Genomic DNA, 20,866 nt, shown 5'->3' with positions numbered 1-20,866 from the left:
CCAACGTTAAGCTGTTGAGTCGTTTTAAGTGTAATTCGGGGCAGAATTGGTAAAGAGAGTCGTGTAAAATATCGAGTTCGCACATTTTGTTGTCTGATTATTGATTTTTGGCGAAACCATTTGATCATATGACAAGATGTGTATCTACCTTAACTTAATGATTTTGATAAAAATCATTAGGGGATTCATCAGTGCTTTGCCTTAGTCCATATTGTAACAATAACTGCTTGAAATCAGCACTGCAATATTGGTTTCCTTGGTCAATGTGAATGAGTTCATTTTTAGAAAAGTGATGACGAAACAAAGCTTCTTTAATGTATTACACACTAAATGATGGTCTATGTAGCGAATGGTTTGCCTAGCAATCACTTTTTGTCCATATAAATCGAACTAACCTTCACCTGTTTTAATATAAGTAATATAGGTTACCCATGTCGTATTCGGCTTATCAGGGTTAAATTGCTTATCTAACGTGTTGGGCACAATATTGCGATGAGCCGTGTCTGTTTTGTACTTGAATTTACGTGCTGCTTTACTCCTTAATCCCCATTGTCGCAAAACACGGCTAATTGTCCTTTCTGAAACTTGATATCTTACCCCCTAGCACCATAATTTGTTGTTACTCAGTCGTTAACTCTCGATGACTAGTTTTATTCTGGGTAAGTTCGCTGATAGAAAGGTGTGCATGAGATAACTCATAATCAACTGACTGCTGTTTGAATTCGATACTAAATTTTTTGACCATGATATTTGTCCCCTATGAGTTTTGTTTATATCATAGAGGCGACTTATGTCCAGTTTTTTGGCGAGGATCAAACATCAATAAGAGCAGCACTAGCATCATCGTAGCCCTGATAGAGCCAAGCATTGAATTCTATAAATATATATTTATCTGCTTCTTTTCAGCCTTAATATGCTTATTTTCTAATTCTTGACGAATTAGTTTTATCATTGACGATTTTCCAAGACATCAAGCTCCAGATACACCAATCAAAATAGGCGAGATTGCGCTTGCTTTATAATTTCAGCTACAGTTTTTGCGATACTGCCAAAATTTAAATAATACTTAGTTGTTTCATTATTTTTTCATATTAATAGAAAACCTTATTTTAAAAAAAATGACTTATTTATATGAACTACTATTAAACCATATAAATGGTACTCTACTAAGAATATAAGAACAATAAATAGCCTCCCCAAACTAGAATATGTAATAAAAATCAAACGTATATTATTTAATGTGTTGGCTATTATCTATTAGTTCCATTTTATTCTAGGTTGTTTATTAACATAAACTTTGTCATATTTCTATTTGTAAGCTGTTTTATATATTTACACATAAAATGTACTTTACAGAAAATGCAATAATATTTAAATTAACATACAAATTGAATAAGCTAATCATATTGCATGGCTAAATTATTTTCACCTCTAGCAACGAAATGTACTAAAAAAAAATGCCAAAAACCCATCTGTTATTCTGCGCTATTTAAATATAAAAAAGGGTTATGTAGTGAACATCTTGCTGAATTTGAACATCAATTATCGATAAAAAAACAGAAAAAACGATTAATACCTAAAAAATGCCCTGTATGTAAAAACATCATCAAAATAAGAAGAAATCAACGATATTGCAGTGCAAACTGTCGTCGGATCGCAATGCGTTTTGTTGAACATCCTATTGTGTGTGAAGTAACAAAAACAGCAATATGGCAACGTGTAGAGCGCTTATTGCGAAGCAGTCCATGGGGATTGGCATCTGTTAATAATTGGGGGGACATTTATCACCTATACGCCTTGCTTTCTATGAAAAAATATTATGAAGTGCTTTTAAAAAAAGATGCTCCTTTGCTTAAATTAAAGTTGGTCCATCTGCATCATCTTGATATTGGTGGAACCAATACGATGCAAAATATTTTATTAGTACCTAAAATGAGCACCAATTATAAAAAAGATATGAATAAAAAATGCACTGAGTTAATCTATAATGGTGAGCAAATATATAATGATAAAGCATTACCGATCACTACTTCATTATATAAAAGTCTAATTTTTCTTGATGGAAACTCCAAAAAGTGCAAACAAAAAAATAAAAACGATTTAATTGAATTATGTTTGAAAATAAAACAAGAAATTATCCAGCCTATAATAAAAATTAATGATTATACTCTTTCTTACCTACCAGCAGATATGCTCTATGCCAACCATTTTATGGTGTTCAATTCTTTATCACAGAGAAAAGAGATTAAAAGCGTTATTTATTTTCATTTGATGAACCAATTTGCTCGTATATCATTATCTAATGAGTTTATTTCTCATTTAAAAACTACAGACAATCATTTTGATAAGTTTTTAAGAGATTCATTAAAACATCTTGAGTTTTCTGATGAAAAGCTAACCTTTCAATTTTTTGAGTTACTGGCTTTAGCCATTTACCACAATTTAGTCAATGGCGATCAATCATTTACTAAAGATATCATTAAAATAACGTATGATGTATTAAGCATGATAGAAAAAAATCCAAATGATGTAAGCTCAAAGAAAGAATATTTATTTCAAAAAATCGTCGACTATATTAATCATTATTTTGAGTTATCTCTTTCAACAAAAATTGAGGGGCATGAGAAATTTATAACATTTTATAATCGATTTTTTCAACGGGTAGGCGAATAGAAACTGGAAATCATAATGAACAAATCACTAAAATCTAAATGTAAAAGACTAAAATGTGATGAACTCATTGCAAAAACACCACTTGCAAGACAATATCGTTTATGTAAAATGCATTTTAATGAAAAAGTCAACAAAATACAAAAGCACAAAAATTCTGTTAGAAAACAGTGTAAATTTTGTGGTAAAACAATAGCAAATAAAAGGAATAACGCATTCTGTAATTATAATTGTTGGCAACTAAGTTTTTGGTGTACGGAAAAAATCACTAAAGAAATCGTGGATAATTTCTTTGCGAAAATTAATCATCTTTTTTCAGAAAAAAAACAATTTAATTATGAAAAAGCCGAACTATTATTAAATCTTGAAAGAATATTATTAAATAAAGAATTAATTAATGTTATGCCCATATTCGAATCACGTTATTCTATCAAAATTGAGAAATTTTTAACACAACCTTATCTGTATATAAGGGTAGAATCATACTTTCTTAGTAATGGTTTATTAAAATATTATAAAATACTATTTTCATTTAGAGATACTTATCCTTATGATTGTGTTGAGACCATGAACCCTCAAAATCCAGATAAAGAAAATACAGATAATAATGGTATATACTTGATAAAAATGTTTTGTACTTTCGAAGTTATAGCAATATCAATGTGTTATTCATTACTATTCAAACATATTAAAGTTTTTAAAAAAATTTTTGCATTAATCTCCAAACATCGAAAGCGTATTAATAAAGAAAATTTAACATATTTAGATAAGGTTGAGGAATATCTTGAATTACTAAAATATTGCATCAATTATTTAAATGATAATTTCAACGCACAGCTACCAAATTACTTTAACTCTAAAGAAAATATACTAATATTTCTTAATTTTTACAAAAAAATAAATAATATTAACTCATGTGTAATGTAAAGTAACTCTGTAAGTTTCATTGAAATTTATAGAGTTACTAAGTGCTCATTCTAAAGATCTTGTATAGTTCAAAACACAATACTCTTCAGGAATACTTTCACCATCGTAATCGGAACTAAAAGTTTCACCTGTATAATAGATGTAATTACCAGAATAAAATGTGCCACTTTGTTCAAATGCAATATCATGGCCATATCGTTCATAATCAAAGTAGTTACTTAAATTGCCTAACTCTTTTAAACTATAACAGCCACTTTCTGCAATCCAATAAAAACCTAAATCATATTCATCAGAAATATTGGACAAGGATTGAAAGCAATCTAAGTTATCAGATAAATTAATTAAGTCAGTAATAGAATTAACGTAGTCTCCAACATCAATAACTGCTTCATAAATTTCCATTTCATCATGACTTAATTCGTTAAGTTTACAGGCTAAAAAGTTTAATTCATCAAGATTACTATGTTCTGATATATAATTTGATACACCATAGACAGTTGATTCATAATCTGTTAAGAAATACTCATCATAGTTAATGCCATCAATACCAATTCGTTGAAAGCATTGTTTTACTTGTTCAGATGTTGTTGGCAAGGCAAGCCATTCGCCCACTAACTCACCTTCGTTATATTTTCCTAAATTGGTTACAAATACTGAGATCGTACCCGAACCCACCGCAGTGGATTCAGGGTATGACGATACATTCGGTAATGTTTGCATAAACATCTCCTTAAATTTTTAGATATTAAAATAATTAATTTTTGAAAAGAGAATTAAATAGTAGAGTGCTTTTTAAGCAGTTTTGAATTCATAAGGCATGACATATTCAGTTCGGATTGAATCTAAGTAATCAGCCCACCACTGAACCATTTTTGTTCGTTCAATAATGTGCTGTGCTTTATGAATATAAGCAGCCCTTACACCATTACGTTCTTGATGACTCATCTGGCGTTCCACAGCATCTCGTGACCAGAGATTAGATTCAACCAAAGCACTACAGGCCATTGTTCTAAACCCATGCCCACAAAGTTCTGTTTTGGTATCATAGCCAATAGAACGTAATGCTTTGTTTATTGTGTTTTCGCTCATTGGCTTTCTTGCTGAGTGATCCCCAATAAATACTAGTTCGTACATGCCACTAATTTCATGAATCTGTTTTAAGATTTCAATTGCTTGATCACTTAGTGGAATTAAATGAGGTGTTCTCATTTTGGAACCTCGTTGAGAATGAGGTACACCATCAATTTCTTCCCTTTCAGCAGGAATAGTCCAAATCTTTTTATCGAAATCAATTTCTAACCAACGAGCAAACCGTAGCTCACTAGAACGAATAAATATAAGTAGAGAGAGTTTTATTGCTAATTTGGTTAACTCTCGTCCTTTAAAATTATCAATGCGTTCTAAAAGTTCAGGTATTTTTTCGAGTTCAAGTGCAGGCCGATGATTCACTTTTACTTTACTCACTACCCCTTTTAGATCTTGAGCAGGATTATAAGAGATGTAACCATTTTGCACTGCATAGCGCATTATTGCTGAAGTACGTTGCTGTAATCGGTTAGCGACTTCAAACCGACCATTTTCTTCAACAGCTTTAATTGGAACAATTAACTGACGGGTAGTTAATGCTGAAATAGAATAAGCTCCAATTTTAGGAAATAAATACAATTCTAATGTTCGTAGTACTTTTGCTCTATGTGGCTCAGACCAAGTTTTGTTATTGGTACACCATTTACGTGCAACTTGCTCAAAAGTAACTTGTATTTCATCTTCAAACTGTTTTGCTTTCTTTTCTACCTGCGGGTCAATATTTCTAGCTAGTAATGATTTGGCTTCATTTCGTATCTTTCTAGCTTCGCTTAATAAAACATTAGGATATTGGCCTATAGACATTAATTTTTCTTTACCATTGAAATAATAGCGAAAACGCCAATATTTAGAACCATTTGAATGAACAAGTAAGAATAAACCATCACCATCAGAAAGTTTATATTGTTTATTGTATGGTTTGGCGGATTTGATTTTTAAATCTGTCAAGGACATAACGAATTCCTCAATTATAAAAATTTAGATATAAAAAAAGCCACATATTTGACTATGTGGCTTGGGTGATAGAAATTTAACTGTTAATTAGTTTTAGTCTTTATCCATGCTTCAACTTCTTTTAGGCGCCAACGCGAAGATCTTCCTAGTTTTATAGGGAGTGGAAATTTATTCTGCTTTATCAAAGCATAAAACCATTTATCAGTCATGCCTGTAAGTGTGGTGATATATTTCATATCAACTAGGTAATCAGGATGTATTTGTGCATCCAAAGGGGGTAAGAATGTTGACATTGTTGTACCTCTATTGAGTGATGTGGGTTAATTACATTCAATAGATAGGTATCAACAATATTTTTTTACTATTTGATAATAAGAATATCCATTAATGGTTTTAATTGATGTGCAAAACAGGAATAAATTATTTACCACGTAATAATAGGATTGTATTTATAATAATTTTTTTTCAAGGTCACTTAGTCCTTATTTAAAAATTAATTAAGATTAATAATTATTTATAAGTTTTTCATCTGGATATAAGTTAGGATCGGTAATAGTGAATTTTTCGTAAGATACTAAAATAGGTTGAAAACTAATTACATAGGCGGGTATGTTATTACTCTTAAAGTATTTTTTAGCGTCTTTAGTATAGTTGTAAACCATTTCACGTGTTTTACTGTAGTCAACTGATATATCAGTATCGCCTTCCACGTCAAATCTTCCTGTAATATTATTTGTTAAACCATCGATGACTTCAGACTCCCAAGCTTTAAGTGAGCCATCTTTTGATTTTTCTTCCCAAAACTTATCTTTTTGTTCTTTATTTAAAAAGCCATAACGTAATTCAAATATAACTGTAACAATATCAGCATTATTATAATAGTCACGTATCCCATTAAACTTAACAGGAACAAGTATAGTATCAACTCCATTTTTGATAACCGCTAAATGTCGATTTAATCTTTCTTGTTTAATATCATCGTTGTTTTGTGCATTTGCTATACTAATTGAAAATACAATAGATAAAAGTAATATAATTAAATGTTTCATAATTTTGTTCTATTATTCTGTTTTTATTAATTTAGTAAATTTAAATAACCAAGATTAAAAAGGGCTTTTCTCGTATTGGTTTGCATCATCTACTCTAGATAACCCTGGTTCAGTATATTTATAAGTTATATATTCAACTTTTGTTGGTTGTAGGCCAACAACGTAAAATGGCGCATCTTTATACCATTTCCTAGCTTCTAAAGTTAAAGCAAATACATGATCACGACTTGAACGAATTGGAAGCCCATGAGTGTTTAACCAGCTATCAAGATCGTCTTCAATAATATCAATAAATGCATCTCGTCTATCAGTATTATCCATATCCCATAGTCGAACATCTTTTTCGGTTTTACCATCAATAAGAACATAACTAAGATCGAACTCCAATCTAACAACTACTTTTTTAGGTTCACATAACCCTCCTTCATCAACATCAATACATTGAACGTGGTCTAAAGTAATCTTTTTATGTTGTATTTCCCTTTTAAGTAATTCATTAAAAGTTTTTAAACGTTCAGGATAGACTGGGACATAATTGTATTGTGGTATTGGTTGCATGTTACTTAATTGAGATTCATTCGTATATATTTCGCTATCATGGTAAGGATTGTTATTTGCTAATGAACTTCCTGCAAATAGTAGAGATATAGCTATAAAAAAGGTTGAATTTATTTTTGACATTTTGTTATCTCCTATCCATTTAATTAAATATTATTAGTAGATTAATGATATTTAATTATTCAGAAAAATTATTGTTAGTATTTTGATGTTAAATGATAGTTATAAACAGCTAAATTATTAATTAACGTTTCATTTTGATTTATTATTTAAATAAAGTCATATTGTTTAAACAGATCAATAAGATCTTATTGATCGTTAAAAACGATCAATGTGTGTTCAATAAAGATCTATTTTAGGATCAACCAAAACTTGCTTTATGCGAGAAATTTCAGGGATTAGTTGAGGTAAATAATTAATTAACCCTATTAAATTAATTAATAAAATTGGCCGAATTGACTTTTAGAAAATTTACCTATCCGGTAAGTAATAATACGATCTATAACTGCTCCCATTACACCGCCGATTGCTGGGATAGCCTTAATTAATTTTACACTTTGTTTTGTACTTAAAATAACGATTAGTTGTTTTGTGATGGAAAGACTTATTTGCCGAAATATTTCATTAGGCTGTTTCATTAAAGTTGCTAAACAAAATTGTTGTAATTTTAATTTACTAGATATTAAACATAATGATAAATAAATTAATATTTTTATTCGTGTATCACGTACATCGTGGCCTTGTAGTATCGCAATGGTTGTTGATAATCTCATTTGAATAAATAATACGCTTAAAGTATTTGCTGGTAGAGTAATAGTTAAACTTAAAATTCCCCCTAATCCTGTTATAAATCCGGCCATTGTTGCTTTATCAGCTTCTTGTTTAATTAGTTTATCAAGGCTATCGGAATGGAATGGAAAACGAGTTTTATGTTGTTCAGCTAATGTATAAGCTGAAGCTAAACCATAACCTCCGGTCAAACAAAGCTGATAGAGTTTATCAAGTAGTAAAGGTAATTTATCTGACATATCATAATTCCTTATTTGTCGACTTAAATAAAGAATGAAAATGATAGTAAGATAAATTGAGTTCTATTAAATAGAGTAGGATTAATTGAAATATGAGGTAAATTAGCATTGTACACTCCTTATAATAAAATATAATTGAAATAAATAGTGGTATATTCAATTAATAATATCTATTTATAAATATTTATAATAAGAGTGTTTGTAGGCCATATAAAAATTATATAAAGCAAACATATTTATAATGTTTGCTTTAAGAATAAAATTAGCAATTAATAATACTACTTGTGTTTTCCATAACGTACTAAATTTTGTTTAGCGCGAGCCTTTTGTTCATCGGTTGTTTTATCTGAATTTAATATAATTTTAGCCGTGCCTTCAACTATAGCAGGTAATACATAAGTTATAGTTAATTGCCCAGATTGATAAAGTTTTTTACCAATCCATTTAATGCTACTTATAATATTACTATTCATCGTCATGTCCCGAACACTCTGGGCATGGAAAAGTAAAATTTACATCTCCGCCACATACAGGGCAATTATCCGGATGAGGTTCTTCACCATATTCAAGTGAACAAGGAATTACTCCTGTTCCATTACATTCACTACAGTCATACTTTGCCATATTATTTCCTTAAATTATTGTTGGATTAAATAATATAACTATTATCAAAAATGTATTACCTATTGTCATATTGTTTGTGTCGATCAATGTTTAAGTTATTGATCGTTACAAGCGATCAATAAATTTAGTTATGCCTTTATACGTTAATACACTATGAATAGAATTTTCTTTCTTCTATACTGATTTTACTATTCTAGCTAAAAAATTTTTAACAAGTTGTTTTTGAAAACTAATTCCACTGCACAGATTCCACTTTTATAACAATTGGCAACTGAATTTATAATCGCTTCATAGATTGCATATTGTGTAAAGTTAAAATATAAAATGGAGGAGAAGTAAAAAACAAATTATTAACTAAAAGCTGTTATCCAAACGGTACTTAAAATATTTGGAGAAAGTAATGTTAAATCAGATAAGTTTAACATATCCATATATGTATCTACTCCATATTGCCTCTGATAGGCAAAACCCATTCAGACTGGATATAACTTTCCATAACGTGTAAGTAACGATTTATCATGAGCTTTTAGCTTATTTAGTATTAGAGCATAATATTTATCTATTTTTTGATTCCTCTATATGAATTGGAACTATATCAATGAGCCTGTTTTTGTATTATTAAATAGAGAGAGGTATTAAAAATTTACTTACACCAAGTGTTCTTGGTTTTCCACGATGGCTAGGTGGAGGAACTTCACTTAAAAAGAGACAATCACTATAACGTTTTTTAAATGGCTCTTTTTGTTCTGTTTTAGCTAAATAACTTAGCATATAACAAGCCGAACGAAATGCTTCATGATCATGATGGTTTATCATTTTTAACCCATTTATACAATAATTATTGCGTTGACAGTCATATAAGTAACCATTAGTCAGTTCATGCCATGCACGTTCTAGTTCAACATAAACAGGATAGTATTTTTGTCTTTTTTGACCATTTACATAAAAAATAGCATGGAAATGAATATGTTTATTTTGATTGAACTCCATAACAACAGCATACCCTACAATATCTAGTTCAAATTGCATTGCTTGAAAAAGTAAGCATGTGATTTCTTGTTTAGCGATATGAATATTTGTATTGAATTTATCATCCTTAGCATAATGAATGTCGATTCGAATCGGTAAAATTTTTGAGTATCTATCTTGTAATTTATTTAGGTGTGTCATTAGTTGCTGATTGAGTTGGGTATGAATAGTAAAGTTTTTATTTTTCATGTGATGGCTCTTATCAAATTAGAATCATTTGATAAGAGCTAAAATTATTTTTTTACTGTTTTAGTAACTGATGGTTTACTCAGATAAGGGGGTATTGGTGTTATTTATCTAATAATTTTCTTTTATATAATAATATTAATTAACCTTTAATGATTATTTTTTTATCTTATCCTTAGCCTTAATAAAATATCGAAAACATTTGATAGAAATTAATATTTTAAATTGCAAAATAGTGAAACGCTAATGTAATAATATTATTGTCATAAAACGATCAATCCATCAGAATATGAATGGATGAAGATGAATAGTGCATAATTCTTTTATGATTAAACAACCGGTGTAATGTAAATAAATATTTACAAAAAGAATAAAGTAGTAACGGTATCAATTGAAAGTAACAGTACAAATAATGAATACATAATCATTTGGCAAGCAATTCTCTATAGCCCTTGCAAATAAAGGCCTTAAAGCCATTTTATGGATACACGCCATTATCGAACCAAATGTATCCGGGTTTGTATCCGATTTTCCGCTTGATTTGAGGTAATTTCAGTTGAATTCGGTTGAGTAGTGAAACAAGGTGAAAGGCTTATTTGAAAAGGCTTTAGGCATAAAAAAACCTGCTAGAAGCAGGTCTTAAAATTTGGTGATTGGTGCCCGGACGCGGAATCGAACCACGGACACGGGGATTTTCAATCCCCTGCTCTACCGACTGAGCTATCCGGGCAACAATGGAGCTGTATTAAACACGATTAGAGATTATTCGTCAATCCTTTTTGTAAGATATTTTTAAAAATATAAACTGTTTGGTTGAAATTTAACTAATCATCACCATCTTAATAGTCGATTGAAAATAATGTCGCTCTATATTTAGAGGAATTTTTGTATGCGAATTATTGGTTTTATTATATTTTTTATTTATGTTTATTGTGAGATTAGTTTTTTTATCGCAGTTGCTAATTCAGTGGGGGTATTGCTTGCATTAATCGGCATTATTGCTACCTCGATTATTGGTTTTTCATTAATTAAAAAGCAAGGGTTAAAAAATTTAAGCCTTATGCAACAAAAGATTGCTAATCAACAAAGCCCAAAAGAAGAAATTATTAATAGTGTTTCGCTATTATTTGCTGGTTTTTTCTTATTTATTCCAGGTTTTCTAACTGATATCTTAGGGGGAATTTTATTAATTCCATATGTTCAGGAATATATTGTGCGCTTTATTGTTAAAAAACTTCCTACTAAATTTTATTCATTTTCTTCTAGTCGCAATGTACAAGTAAATAATGATGTGATCGAAGGAGAATTTGAACGGAAAGATGACGAATAATTAATCAATTAGAAAATTTTTTTATTTTATTCTCTTGAAGAATATAAATTAATCCCCATCTATTATGCACTATATAATACATATCATAATTTTATGATTTATTGTCAATAATTACTTAAGTAAAAATTAGTGCTAGGAGATAACTAATGAAAATTCGTCCATTGCATGATCGTGTGATCATTAAACGCAAAGAAGTAGAATCAAAATCAGCTGGCGGTATTGTGTTAACTGGCTCAGCAGCAGGTAAATCAACACGTGGTGAAGTTTTAGCTGTTGGTAATGGTCGCATTTTAGAAAATGGTCAAGTTCAACCATTAGATGTTAAAGTTGGTGATATCGTAATTTTCAATGAAGGATATGGCGTTAAAACAGAAAAAATTGATAACGAAGAAGTGCTTATCTTATCAGAAAGCGATATTTTAGCCATTGTTCAAGAATAACTGGCAGATAATTTAACTTATATACAGAATTTAGGAGAAATACGAAGATGGCAGCTAAAGATGTAAAATTTGGAAATGACGCTCGTGCTAAAATGCTTAAAGGCGTTAATGTATTAGCTGATGCAGTTAAAGTAACTTTAGGTCCAAAAGGACGTAATGTTGTATTAGATAAATCATTTGGTGCGCCAACTATCACTAAAGATGGTGTGTCAGTTGCTCGTGAAATCGAATTAGAAGATAAATTCGAAAACATGGGTGCGCAAATGGTTAAAGAAGTAGCTTCAAAAGCAAACGATGCAGCTGGTGACGGTACTACTACTGCAACTGTACTTGCTCAAGCTATTGTTAACGAAGGTTTAAAAGCCGTTGCTGCTGGTATGAATCCAATGGATTTAAAACGTGGTATTGATAAAGCAGTTGTTGCAGCAGTTGAAGAGCTTAAAAAATTATCTTCACCATGTGCTGATTCTAAAGCGATTGCCCAAGTTGGTACTATTTCAGCAAACTCTGATGAAACTGTTGGTACTTTAATTGCTCAAGCAATGGAAAAAGTTGGTAAAGAAGGTGTTATCACTGTTGAAGATGGTACTGGTTTACAAGACGAATTAGATGTTGTTGAAGGTATGCAGTTTGACCGTGGTTATTTATCACCATATTTCATCAACAAACCAGAAACTGCGACTGTTGAATTAGATAGCCCGTATATTTTATTAGCAGATAAAAAAATCTCTAATATCCGTGAATTATTACCAGTATTAGAAGCCGTTGCTAAAGCAGGTAAATCTTTATTAATCATCGCTGAAGATGTTGAAGGCGAAGCATTAGCAACATTAGTTGTGAATACTATGCGTGGTATTGTTAAAGTTGCAGCTGTTAAAGCACCTGGTTTTGGTGATCGTCGTAAAGCAATGTTACAAGATATCGCAATCTTAACTGCTGGTACTGTAATTTCGGAAGAAATTGGTTTAGAGCTTGAGAAAGCAACACTTGAAGATTTAGGTCAAGCTAAACGTGTGGTTATCAATAAAGATAACACAACTATCATCGACGGTGTTGGTGAAGAATCATTAATTAACGCACGTGTTGAACAAATTCGTAAACAAATCGAAGAATCAACTTCTGATTACGATAAAGAAAAACTTCAAGAGCGTGTGGCTAAATTAGCTGGCGGTGTTGCAGTAATTAAAGTTGGTGCAGCAACTGAAGTTGAAATGAAAGAGAAAAAAGCACGTGTTGAAGATGCATTACATGCGACTCGTGCAGCAGTTGAAGAAGGTGTTGTTGCTGGTGGTGGTGTTGCGTTAGTTCGTGCTGCTTCTGCAATTTTAGACCTTAAAGGTGCAAATGAAGATCAAAACGTTGGTATTAAAGTTGCTCTTCGTGCGATGGAAGCACCATTACGTCAAATCGTTACTAACTGTGGTGAAGAAGCTTCAGTTGTGGTTAATGCGGTTAAAGGCGGTAAAGGTAACTATGGTTACAATGCATCAACTGAAGAGTATGGTGATATGATTGCCATGGGTATTTTAGATCCAACTAAAGTAACTCGTAGTGCATTACAATATGCTGCATCAGTAGCCGGTCTTATGATCACCACTGAATGTATGGTTACTGATTTACCTAAAGATGATAAAGCTGATTTAGGTGCTGCTGGTGGTATGGGCGGCATGGGAGGAATGGGCGGAATGATGTAATTCCCCTATTTAGCCAGTCAAAATAAAAAACCACTCCAATATGTGAGTGGTTTTTTTATATCTAAATTTGTTTAATAAAGAATAAAATTATATAGCGAGATGTTGGTACAATGTGATTGAACCGATGACAATAAGAACGATGCCACCGATAAATGATGCTTGTTTACCAATTAAACAACCAATTTTTTTACCTAGCAATAAACCCAACGTAACCATGATACAAGTTGCAAGCCCAATCATGGTGGCGGCAATATAAATATTAACGCTGGCAAGTGCTAATCCGACACCAACAGCAAATGCATCAATACTTGTTGAAATCGCAGTAAGAACTAATATTAGAAATGATTTTTTTGATGAAGGAAGTGGTTTTGCATCACAGTTGTCATCGTTATCTTGTTTAAAACTATGATAGATCATGTTTAGACCTAACAATAGCATAACGGTAAAAACAATCCAATGATCCCATCTTTCAATATATTGTAAGGCAATATAACCAATTAACCAACCTAGTAATGGCGTGATGGCTTCAACAAAACCAAATAAGATCCCCACTTTTAATGCACCTAAAAACGGCGTTGATTTTAGTGATACGCCACGACAAATCGCTACCGCAAAGGCATCCGTAGACATGGCTAATGCTAGCAATAAAATAGCCAAAAAACTCATGATATATACTCTTGCTTCCAATGATGTTAATTTTAATTTTTTATTTATAATTTATTTTTTTGATACTAAAAATAGATAGTTAGCTATCTTGTTGTCGCCTTTATTTTTATAAAGTTCGGCCGTTTTTGCTACATTACTTCGACGACTTGCATCATATGCAAAAAGTTGTTTAAACATTAGATCTGCAGTTTTTTTATCGCCGTTTTGGATAGCACAATAACCATATTGCTCGTAGGTATCTGCTTTCCAGCGGTGTCGATCTAGTTCTAAACTTTTGGCAAATTGTTGTTTCGCGTCTTGGTAACGATCTCTACCACATAAAAAGGAACCATAGTGCACACGATATAAACCATTACCTGGTTGCATTAATGTGATTCGTTTATAAATCATCTCAGCTTCATTATATTCACCAACATGTTGATCAAACATTGCCATTGCTAGCATGATTTGAGGATTATTGGGTGAATACTGAGCGGCCAATTTTAGATTATAATGTGCCGCTTTAACGTTATCTTCAGATTCATTGGCTTTGGCTAAATAACCTAAACCTAATCGCATTCTTGCTAACGCAGCGGTTTCTGGATCAAAATCCTCACGACCATTCATTTGGCAACCTGTTAGCATTAGCATGGCCAAACTGCTTAATACTATTAATACGTTTTTCATGTACAACTCCTTGGTTATTTTAGGCGGTTTGTTGAACAAGATTTTGCTTTTTATAAAGCGTTCGTTTGGTACGATCTACAACTTCGCCTGCAAGTTGACCACAAGCTGCATCAATATCATCGCCACGTGTTTTCCGAACGATAACTGTAAATCCGTAACCCATTAATGTTTTCATAAACCGATCAATTCGGGTGTTTGAACAACGCGCATAAGGCGCACCTGGGAAAGGATTCCATGGAATTAAATTGATTTTACTTGGTACATTTTTCAGGAATTTAGCTAGTTCATGGGCATGTTCGACACTATCATTGATCTGGTTGAGTAATACATATTCGATGGTCACTTTACCATGATTAGCATTCGAGGTTGAAAGATAACGTAAAATTGAATCACGTAACATTGCCATATTATATTTTTGGTTAATTGGCATAATCTCACTACGAATTTTATCATTTGGTGCATGTAATGAAATAGCTAATGCTACATCAATCATGCCAGCTAATTTATCTAAAGCGGGTACAACACCAGAAGTAGAAAGCGTCACGCGTCTTTTTGATAAACCATAACCAAAATCATCTAGCATAATTTCCATTGCTGGTGCGACATTGGATAAATTAAGTAAAGGTTCACCCATCCCCATCATAACAACGTTAGTGATAGGTCGATCGGCTAATTTACCTGTTACGCCAATGGCATTTGATGCGCGCCAAACTTGGCCAATAATTTCAGATACGGTTAAATTACGGTTAAAACCTTGTTGCGCTGTTGAACAGAATTTACACTCCAGAGCACAGCCCACTTGTGATGAAACACATAAGGTCGCACGATCACGTTCAGGAATATAAACCGATTCAATCATTTGATTATTGCCTACATCTAATGCCCATTTTATGGTGCCATCAGATGAACGTTGCTCGATGGCAATTTTAGGCGCTTTAATTTCAGCTAATTTTTTTAATTGCTCGCGTAATTTTTTGTTAATGTCGGTCATAAGATCGAAATCATCTATCCCAAAATGATAGATCCATTTCATCACTTGATCCGCTCTAAATGGTTTTTCTCCTAACGAAATAAAAAATTCTCTTAACTGTTGTCGGGTAAAGTTAAGTAAGTTTATTTTTTCGTTAGTTGGATTGGTGGTGTTTTGATTAGTTGTATTTGTCACGTCCAAACAATTATCAGACGATTTGTGTGTAGCTGATGTTAACATATGGCCTCGTTTTTACACATTATGGCTATTTCAATTTTTAGGGAAAGGATTATACTGGTTTTCACCCTGTCTGGCTAATATAATATTAATTAGAATCTAAATGATGAAAAAAATAATAACATTGAAAACAGTTACTCATTTTAGCTCAACTTTAACTTTACTCTTATGTTCAACGTTTGCTATGGCACAATCTATTCCATTAAATAAACTTACTGGGCAATTTGATGAAAAAAAAGATAGTAATTATATTGCTCTCGACTCAACAATATTACCAGTAAACAAAAAAGGTATGTATTTACAGAAGGAACCAACTGAGCAGTTGATTAAGGCTTATAATGATTTTAAAAAATCTTATCCTAATATTCCTTTTATTGTAGTGAGTGCTACACGTAATTACACCTATCAAAATGGTATTTGGCAACGTAAGTGGGATGCATTATTACCTAAGTTGAATAATCCACAAAAAATTGCCGAACAAATTTTAAAATTATCTTCAATGCCTGGTACATCAAGACATCATTGGGGAACAGATATTGATATTACTAGTGTATCGTCTGAATATTTTAAAAATGATAAACAGGGAATTATTTTGTATAAATGGCTTCGTGAAAACTTACCGAAATATGGTTTTTGCCAACCATTCAATGAGGGGCGAAAAAGGGGCTATTTACCAGAAGAGTGGCATTGGTCATATAAACCAATCGCCAAACAATATATTGCTGAATATAAAGCAATACTTGACAGCAATCCACAGATGATTATGCAAAATCTAAATTTTACTGGTTACGATAAAATTACCTTAGAAAGTCTGGTAAAAGAATATGTATTAACCGTTAATCCGGATTGTTATTAATTTTTTCGCCAATAAGGTAGTTTGATTGTTACCACTAAACCACCACCATCACGATTATTAGCTTGAATAGTACCGTTATGCATAATAACGGTCTTTCTGGCGATGGCTAGACCTAGTCCATAGCCTTTACCTAACTGTGCTGACTGAATACGGACAAAGGGTTCAAAAATACTTGATAATTTGCTGGCATCAACACCGGGCCCACGATCTTTGACTTCAATTTGTAAATATTTTCCTGCTTCTTTTAATGATACTTCAACTGTTTGGCCTGCATTAGAAAAGCGGATAGCATTACGAATAATATTTTCAATCGCGCGTCGTATTTGTTCAGAATTACCTTTAACAATAGAGTGATTAATGGATGATAAGTTAAACTCTACTTCAATAGATTGGTGATTGGCTTCGTAGTTGGCATCATTAACCACTACACCAATTAACTCTTTTAAGTCAAAGTATTCATCGGTTCGATTATTCATTTCAGCCCGTGAATAATTGAGAATCTCACCAATTAATTGATCTAATCGTTCCGACTCTAACTCAATTCTAGCTAAAGCTGTATCGATATTTTGTTTATTTTGTTGGGCAAGACCGATTGCCAATTGTAAGCGGGCCAGAGGGGTTCTGAGTTCATGAGAAACATCATGAAGTAGCGCTTGTCGATCAGATATTAAGATGTTGAGTTGCTCAACCATCATGTCAAAATCTTTACCTAATTCACTCAGTTCATCACGACGAGGTTTTAACTTTTTAAATAACCTAACCGACAGATCGCCTTGCGAGACGCGGAAAAATCCTTGTCTTAGTAATTTCATTGGTCTAGTTAAGTTCCATGCTAAAAATAGACTGAATACTAAACCAACACAGATCCCCATTAACAAAATAGGGGTCGGCATATTAAATAAAGTTTTATTTTTGCTATTGCTGTGATCTGTTTTATCGTCTTTAAATGATACCGAATAGAGGGTGCCATCAGGTGCTACTGCCATCCTTTGATATACATAAGCGCTAGGTTCTAATTCATCTGTGATGATATTAACTTGATCATATTGCGGAGACACCAATTTTATTGACAATAAAACTCGCTCACGTTCGGGTAGATGGGCAATAAAATTGAGTGTTTCATCTTCACCGGCAACATGCAATAATTGAGCAATCATATCCACTTTAGTTGGCATATGATTTAAGAATCGTTGATTTCTATTTTCTATATAATAAGAGAAAGCAATCCAAGTTAATTGGAAGGTAAGATAAAAAATTATCCAAAATATAACCAATATTTTCCAAAATAATCGACGATTCATAGCAAACCTATGGTTTGATTAACGGATACGATAGCCAACCGCCCTTATTGTTTCAATGGTCACATCATTTTGTGCTACTTGATGTAGTTTTTGGCGAATATTGCTGATATGAACATCGACGCTACGATCATATAATTCTCGAGCACGACCCAGACCTATTTCAGACAATTCTTCTTTAGTTACCACTCGTTCACTATGTTTAACCAGTAAAACTAACAAGTTAAATTCAGTAGAGGTGAGATCTATTGGTTGACCATTCCAAGTACAAAGTCGTTGTGGAAGATCTAAAGTTAAGCCATTAAAATGATATTTTTTCTCATCGACTAATTCGACTGAACGTTCGTCAAATCGACGTAATACCGCTCTTAATCTCGCTAATAACTCACGAGGATAACATGGTTTTGGAATGTAATCATCAGCACCTAATTCTAGCCCTAATACGCGATCAATATTATCGCCTTTGGCAGTTAGCATAATAACTGGCATATTACATTGTTGACGAATGCTTTTTAGGACATCAATGCCATTAATATCAGGTAACATAACATCTAAAATTGCTGCACGATATTTACCTGATAGCGCTTCATCAATACCATCCTTACCTAAATAAACACTTTTAATATTAAAACCTTCATTGGTTAAATATTCGCTAAGCATTTGTGATAATTCTACATCATCATCAATTAATAAAATATTTATCATATCTCGCCATTATTATTTAATTTTTGATAGTTACATTATTGCAATAATAAAAAAAAAGTCAGGTGGTTTTACTAAAATATTACATATTTTGAACTATTCCTGATTAATTTATTTACTATGCAGTTAAGTATAGATGTTTCAGATTTAGTATATTTTTGTCGTATATATTTTAAACAAAAAATGGTTGAATAAAAATCTGTTTATAGTGGTATAACGTATTAATAAAATCAGTATAAAACTGATAAATTATGTTCACTTACTCTTTAATATGTGAGCTTAACATTTAGTTTTCAAGTTAAATAGAATAAAATAATCACTTAATTTCATGGCTAAATGTTTCACTTTCTAACACTAATGTTAGTAATATGGAGATAAAAAATGGAACAACAAGTAATGTGGCAACAATTAATCAAATTGGTGAAACATGAAGTCTTGCCCGCACTTGGTTGCACTGAACCTATCTCACTTGCTTTAGCTGCTGCTACGGCAACTCAATATATTGATAAAAAAGAAATTAGCCACATCGATGCTTATGTCTCCCCCAATCTTATGAAAAACGGCATGGGGGTTATTGTTCCGGGTACTGGTATGGTGGGATTAGCTATTGCAGCGGCCATTGGTGCTATTGGTGGTGATGCTGTGGCTGGTCTTGAAGTCCTTAAAAATATTACGGAGCAACAGATCGAACAAGCCAAAACGATGCTCAATGAGCATAAAGTTAATGTGCAAATTGCCAATAATAATACTGCTATTTATTCTGAAGCTAATATTTATACTAGTCACGATCATGTCCGCGTCTGTATTGAAAACTCACACACTAATGTGATTTTGATTGAAAAAAATGGTGAAATAATTTTTAAAGCCGATAACCAAAGGCAAGATGATTCGAAAGATGTAGTTATCATCAAATCAATGTCGGTAAAACAGATATATGAGTTTGCCTCGCAGGCTGATTTTGCTGATATCGAATTTATTTTACACTCAGCAGAATTAAATGATGCCTTATCTCAGGAAGGATTAAGACGAGATTATGGCTTAAGTATTGCGGCGACATTACATGAACAAACTAAAAATGGTTTATTAGCCGATGATCTATTGTCTAAAGTAATTATTCGTACTACTGCTGCATCAGATGCTCGTATGGGCGGTGCAACGTTACCGGCTATGAGTAATTCAGGTTCAGGCAATCAAGGTATTACTGCAACTATGCCGGTCGTTGTTGTTGCCGATTATTTAGATGCAACACCAGAGCAATTAGCTAGAGCACTTATTTTATCGCATACCATTGCCATTTATATTCATAGTAAATTTCCGCCATTATCTGCACTTTGTGCAGCCTCAACAGCAGCCATGGGATCGGCTGCCGGTATGGCGTGGTTACTGGGTAAAGGCCAATATGAGCCAGTTAATATGGCCATATGTAACATGATTGGTGATTTGTCTGGAATAATTTGTGATGGTGCATCAAATAGTTGTGCAATGAAAGTTTCAACTTCGGTTTCATCCGGATTTAAAGCTGTATTAATGGCACTAAACCGAATTCGTGTTACAGGTAATGAAGGTATTGTTTGTGATAGTGTTGAAACTTCAATTAATAATTTAGGGGCGATTGTTAGTAATAGTATGAAAGCAACTGACACTCAGATAATTGATATTATGTCGCATAAAGCCTAATTTTTTGGGGAAACGCTAAAAGAATAGCCTTTTAACGCTTTTAATATAACCAATTGGTATTATTTTTAAAAAATATGCTGGACAATATTATTTTTTATGCGTAATATTTCGTCCTGCTTCTATGGTGGCTATAGCTCAGTTGGTAGAGCCCTGGATTGTGATTCCAGTTGTCGTGGGTTCGAGTCCCATTAGCCACCCCATTTTATATTTAGAATGTGA

24 protein-coding genes and 2 tRNA genes are annotated in these 20,866 nt (G+C 32.3%); 8 read left to right on the top strand and 18 right to left on the bottom strand.

Translation table 11 applies throughout. The features are described from left to right. The 3 genes from H3U96_RS11255 to H3U96_RS11345 all read right to left on the bottom strand — a co-directional run. Nucleotides 1-85: transposase (locus H3U96_RS11255; RefSeq protein WP_072075904.1), on the bottom strand; the 85-nt coding region annotated here is incomplete at its 3' end. A gap of 305 nt (nt 86-390) precedes the next feature. Continuing rightward, on the bottom strand, nt 391-558 hold the full coding sequence (locus tag H3U96_RS09555) for a hypothetical protein (RefSeq protein ID WP_198196432.1): 168 nt from the start codon (nt 556-558) through the stop codon (nt 391-393). Between the two features lie 61 nt (nt 559-619). Further along, on the bottom strand, nt 620-745 hold the full coding sequence (locus H3U96_RS11345; protein ID WP_255545842.1) for a hypothetical protein: 126 nt from the start codon (nt 743-745) through the stop codon (nt 620-622). A 665-nt stretch (nt 746-1,410) separates the two neighbouring features. Here H3U96_RS11345 and H3U96_RS09550 point away from each other — a divergent pair. Further along, nucleotides 1,411-2,673 carry a hypothetical protein gene (locus H3U96_RS09550; protein ID WP_198196430.1) on the top strand — a complete coding sequence of 421 codons (1,263 nt, stop codon included), beginning with the start codon at nt 1,411-1,413 and terminating at the stop codon, nt 2,671-2,673. Between the two features lie 15 nt (nt 2,674-2,688). Next, nucleotides 2,689-3,597 (top strand): hypothetical protein, encoded by a 909-nt coding sequence (locus H3U96_RS09545; RefSeq protein WP_198196428.1) that lies wholly within the window; start codon nt 2,689-2,691, stop codon nt 3,595-3,597. A gap of 45 nt (nt 3,598-3,642) precedes the next feature. On the opposite strand, the gene H3U96_RS09540 is transcribed toward H3U96_RS09545, so the two are convergent. From H3U96_RS09540 to H3U96_RS09495, 10 genes are all read right to left on the bottom strand, one after another. Then, entirely contained in the window at nt 3,643-4,317 is a 675-nt protein-coding gene (locus H3U96_RS09540; RefSeq protein WP_198196426.1) for an antirestriction protein ArdA, read from the bottom strand. 72 nt (nt 4,318-4,389) lie between these two features. Continuing rightward, nucleotides 4,390-5,637, bottom strand: coding sequence for an integrase arm-type DNA-binding domain-containing protein (locus tag H3U96_RS09535; RefSeq protein ID WP_198196424.1), 1,248 nt, complete (start codon nt 5,635-5,637; stop codon nt 4,390-4,392). Nucleotides 5,638-5,720: 83 nt separating this feature from the next. After that, nucleotides 5,721-5,930, bottom strand: coding sequence for an AlpA family transcriptional regulator (locus tag H3U96_RS09530; RefSeq protein ID WP_110424538.1), 210 nt, complete (start codon nt 5,928-5,930; stop codon nt 5,721-5,723). Between the two features lie 210 nt (nt 5,931-6,140). Then, nucleotides 6,141-6,686, bottom strand: coding sequence for a hypothetical protein (locus tag H3U96_RS09525; RefSeq protein ID WP_198196422.1), 546 nt, complete (start codon nt 6,684-6,686; stop codon nt 6,141-6,143). Between the two features lie 54 nt (nt 6,687-6,740). After that, on the bottom strand, nt 6,741-7,367 hold the full coding sequence (locus H3U96_RS09520; protein ID WP_198196420.1) for a hypothetical protein: 627 nt from the start codon (nt 7,365-7,367) through the stop codon (nt 6,741-6,743). Between the two features lie 314 nt (nt 7,368-7,681). Next, a complete protein-coding gene (locus H3U96_RS09515; protein WP_181414599.1) occupies nt 7,682-8,272 on the bottom strand; it encodes an EcsC family protein in 591 nt (196 codons plus the stop codon). A gap of 278 nt (nt 8,273-8,550) precedes the next feature. Then, nucleotides 8,551-8,745 (bottom strand): hypothetical protein, encoded by a 195-nt coding sequence (locus tag H3U96_RS09510; protein WP_086356975.1) that lies wholly within the window; start codon nt 8,743-8,745, stop codon nt 8,551-8,553. Further along, the gene (locus tag H3U96_RS09505) at nt 8,738-8,896 is read right to left on the bottom strand and encodes a hypothetical protein (protein ID WP_165755212.1); all 159 of its coding nucleotides are present in this window, start codon (nt 8,894-8,896) and stop codon (nt 8,738-8,740) included. Before H3U96_RS09505 ends, H3U96_RS09510 begins: the two co-directional genes overlap by 8 nt. A gap of 618 nt (nt 8,897-9,514) precedes the next feature. Then, the gene (locus tag H3U96_RS09500) at nt 9,515-10,114 is read right to left on the bottom strand and encodes an inovirus-type Gp2 protein (protein WP_034884930.1); all 600 of its coding nucleotides are present in this window, start codon (nt 10,112-10,114) and stop codon (nt 9,515-9,517) included. A gap of 651 nt (nt 10,115-10,765) precedes the next feature. Then, a tRNA-Phe gene (locus tag H3U96_RS09495) sits at nt 10,766-10,841 on the bottom strand. 159 nt (nt 10,842-11,000) lie between these two features. On the opposite strand from H3U96_RS09495, the gene H3U96_RS09490 reads away from it, so the two are divergent. The 3 genes from H3U96_RS09490 to groL all read left to right on the top strand — a co-directional run bounded on the left by H3U96_RS09490 (nt 11,001) and on the right by groL (nt 13,575). Then, nucleotides 11,001-11,441, top strand: coding sequence for an FxsA family protein (locus H3U96_RS09490; RefSeq protein ID WP_034901046.1), 441 nt, complete (start codon nt 11,001-11,003; stop codon nt 11,439-11,441). 146 nt (nt 11,442-11,587) lie between these two features. Next, nucleotides 11,588-11,881 (top strand): co-chaperone GroES, encoded by a 294-nt coding sequence (locus tag H3U96_RS09485; RefSeq protein ID WP_034901049.1) that lies wholly within the window; start codon nt 11,588-11,590, stop codon nt 11,879-11,881. 47 nt (nt 11,882-11,928) lie between these two features. Next, on the top strand, nt 11,929-13,575 hold the full coding sequence (gene groL / locus H3U96_RS09480; protein WP_065613631.1) for a chaperonin GroEL: 1,647 nt from the start codon (nt 11,929-11,931) through the stop codon (nt 13,573-13,575). Nucleotides 13,576-13,662: 87 nt separating this feature from the next. Here groL and H3U96_RS09475 read toward each other — a convergent pair whose 3' ends face one another. The 3 genes from H3U96_RS09475 to H3U96_RS09465 are packed head-to-tail and all read right to left on the bottom strand — an operon-like array spanning nt 13,663 to nt 16,117. Beyond that, nucleotides 13,663-14,241, bottom strand: a complete 579-nt coding sequence (locus H3U96_RS09475) for a manganese efflux pump MntP family protein (protein WP_034901053.1) — start codon at nt 14,239-14,241, stop codon at nt 13,663-13,665. A gap of 51 nt (nt 14,242-14,292) precedes the next feature. Beyond that, entirely contained in the window at nt 14,293-14,907 is a 615-nt protein-coding gene (locus H3U96_RS09470) for a hypothetical protein (RefSeq protein ID WP_034901055.1), read from the bottom strand. Nucleotides 14,908-14,926: 19 nt separating this feature from the next. Beyond that, nucleotides 14,927-16,117, bottom strand: a complete 1,191-nt coding sequence (locus H3U96_RS09465) for a bifunctional tRNA (adenosine(37)-C2)-methyltransferase TrmG/ribosomal RNA large subunit methyltransferase RlmN (RefSeq protein ID WP_086357095.1) — start codon at nt 16,115-16,117, stop codon at nt 14,927-14,929. Between the two features lie 103 nt (nt 16,118-16,220). Here H3U96_RS09465 and H3U96_RS09460 point away from each other — a divergent pair, with 103 nt between their 5' ends. After that, nucleotides 16,221-16,970, top strand: coding sequence for a M15 family metallopeptidase (locus H3U96_RS09460; RefSeq protein WP_165601609.1), 750 nt, complete (start codon nt 16,221-16,223; stop codon nt 16,968-16,970). Here the strand turns inward: H3U96_RS09460 and H3U96_RS09455 are convergent. Beyond that, complete coding sequence (locus tag H3U96_RS09455) at nt 16,967-18,271, bottom strand: ATP-binding protein (protein ID WP_198196418.1); 1,305 nt, start codon at nt 18,269-18,271, stop codon at nt 16,967-16,969. The two genes, H3U96_RS09460 and H3U96_RS09455, sit on opposite strands and share 4 nt — an antisense overlap. A gap of 18 nt (nt 18,272-18,289) precedes the next feature. After that, nucleotides 18,290-18,970 carry a response regulator transcription factor gene (locus H3U96_RS09450; protein WP_034901087.1) on the bottom strand — a complete coding sequence of 227 codons (681 nt, stop codon included), beginning with the start codon at nt 18,968-18,970 and terminating at the stop codon, nt 18,290-18,292. A gap of 381 nt (nt 18,971-19,351) precedes the next feature. Here H3U96_RS09450 and H3U96_RS09445 point away from each other — a divergent pair, with 381 nt between their 5' ends. Both H3U96_RS09445 and H3U96_RS09440 read left to right on the top strand, forming a co-directional pair. Continuing rightward, entirely contained in the window at nt 19,352-20,647 is a 1,296-nt protein-coding gene (locus tag H3U96_RS09445; protein ID WP_198196416.1) for a serine dehydratase subunit alpha family protein, read from the top strand. Nucleotides 20,648-20,771: 124 nt separating this feature from the next. Further along, nucleotides 20,772-20,847 (top strand) — tRNA-His (locus H3U96_RS09440). Nucleotides 20,848-20,866: the final 19 nt, after the last annotated feature.

Source organism: Gilliamella sp. M0364 (genome assembly GCF_016100565.1).
Classification (GTDB): Bacteria; Pseudomonadota; Gammaproteobacteria; order Enterobacterales; family Orbaceae; genus Gilliamella; species Gilliamella apis.
The sequence above is the reverse complement of the archived record's forward strand: the minus strand, read 5'-3'. Positions and strand labels throughout refer to the sequence as shown.

Coding starts and splice junctions, on each gene's coding strand:
- H3U96_RS09550 (WP_198196430.1), top strand. CDS start 1,411: ATGGCTAAATTATTTTCACCTCTAGCAACGAAATGTACTAAAAAAAAA.
- H3U96_RS09500 (WP_034884930.1), bottom strand. CDS start 10,114: ATGAAAAATAAAAACTTTACTATTCATACCCAACTCAATCAGCAACTA.
- H3U96_RS09470 (WP_034901055.1), bottom strand. CDS start 14,907: ATGAAAAACGTATTAATAGTATTAAGCAGTTTGGCCATGCTAATGCTA.
- H3U96_RS09445 (WP_198196416.1), top strand. CDS start 19,352: ATGGAACAACAAGTAATGTGGCAACAATTAATCAAATTGGTGAAACAT.
- H3U96_RS09535 (WP_198196424.1), bottom strand. CDS start 5,637: ATGTCCTTGACAGATTTAAAAATCAAATCCGCCAAACCATACAATAAA.
- H3U96_RS09545 (WP_198196428.1), top strand. CDS start 2,689: ATGAACAAATCACTAAAATCTAAATGTAAAAGACTAAAATGTGATGAA.
- H3U96_RS09465 (WP_086357095.1), bottom strand. CDS start 16,117: ATGTTAACATCAGCTACACACAAATCGTCTGATAATTGTTTGGACGTG.
- H3U96_RS09525 (WP_198196422.1), bottom strand. CDS start 6,686: ATGAAACATTTAATTATATTACTTTTATCTATTGTATTTTCAATTAGT.
- H3U96_RS09460 (WP_165601609.1), top strand. CDS start 16,221: ATGAAAAAAATAATAACATTGAAAACAGTTACTCATTTTAGCTCAACT.
- H3U96_RS09505 (WP_165755212.1), bottom strand. CDS start 8,896: ATGGCAAAGTATGACTGTAGTGAATGTAATGGAACAGGAGTAATTCCT.
- H3U96_RS09510 (WP_086356975.1), bottom strand. CDS start 8,745: ATGAATAGTAATATTATAAGTAGCATTAAATGGATTGGTAAAAAACTT.
- H3U96_RS09490 (WP_034901046.1), top strand. CDS start 11,001: ATGCGAATTATTGGTTTTATTATATTTTTTATTTATGTTTATTGTGAG.
- H3U96_RS11345 (WP_255545842.1), bottom strand. CDS start 745: ATGGTCAAAAAATTTAGTATCGAATTCAAACAGCAGTCAGTTGATTAT.
- H3U96_RS09485 (WP_034901049.1), top strand. CDS start 11,588: ATGAAAATTCGTCCATTGCATGATCGTGTGATCATTAAACGCAAAGAA.
- groL (WP_065613631.1), top strand. CDS start 11,929: ATGGCAGCTAAAGATGTAAAATTTGGAAATGACGCTCGTGCTAAAATG.
- H3U96_RS09515 (WP_181414599.1), bottom strand. CDS start 8,272: ATGTCAGATAAATTACCTTTACTACTTGATAAACTCTATCAGCTTTGT.
- H3U96_RS09520 (WP_198196420.1), bottom strand. CDS start 7,367: ATGTCAAAAATAAATTCAACCTTTTTTATAGCTATATCTCTACTATTT.
- H3U96_RS09475 (WP_034901053.1), bottom strand. CDS start 14,241: ATGAGTTTTTTGGCTATTTTATTGCTAGCATTAGCCATGTCTACGGAT.
- H3U96_RS09530 (WP_110424538.1), bottom strand. CDS start 5,930: ATGTCAACATTCTTACCCCCTTTGGATGCACAAATACATCCTGATTAC.
- H3U96_RS09455 (WP_198196418.1), bottom strand. CDS start 18,271: ATGAATCGTCGATTATTTTGGAAAATATTGGTTATATTTTGGATAATT.
- H3U96_RS09540 (WP_198196426.1), bottom strand. CDS start 4,317: ATGCAAACATTACCGAATGTATCGTCATACCCTGAATCCACTGCGGTG.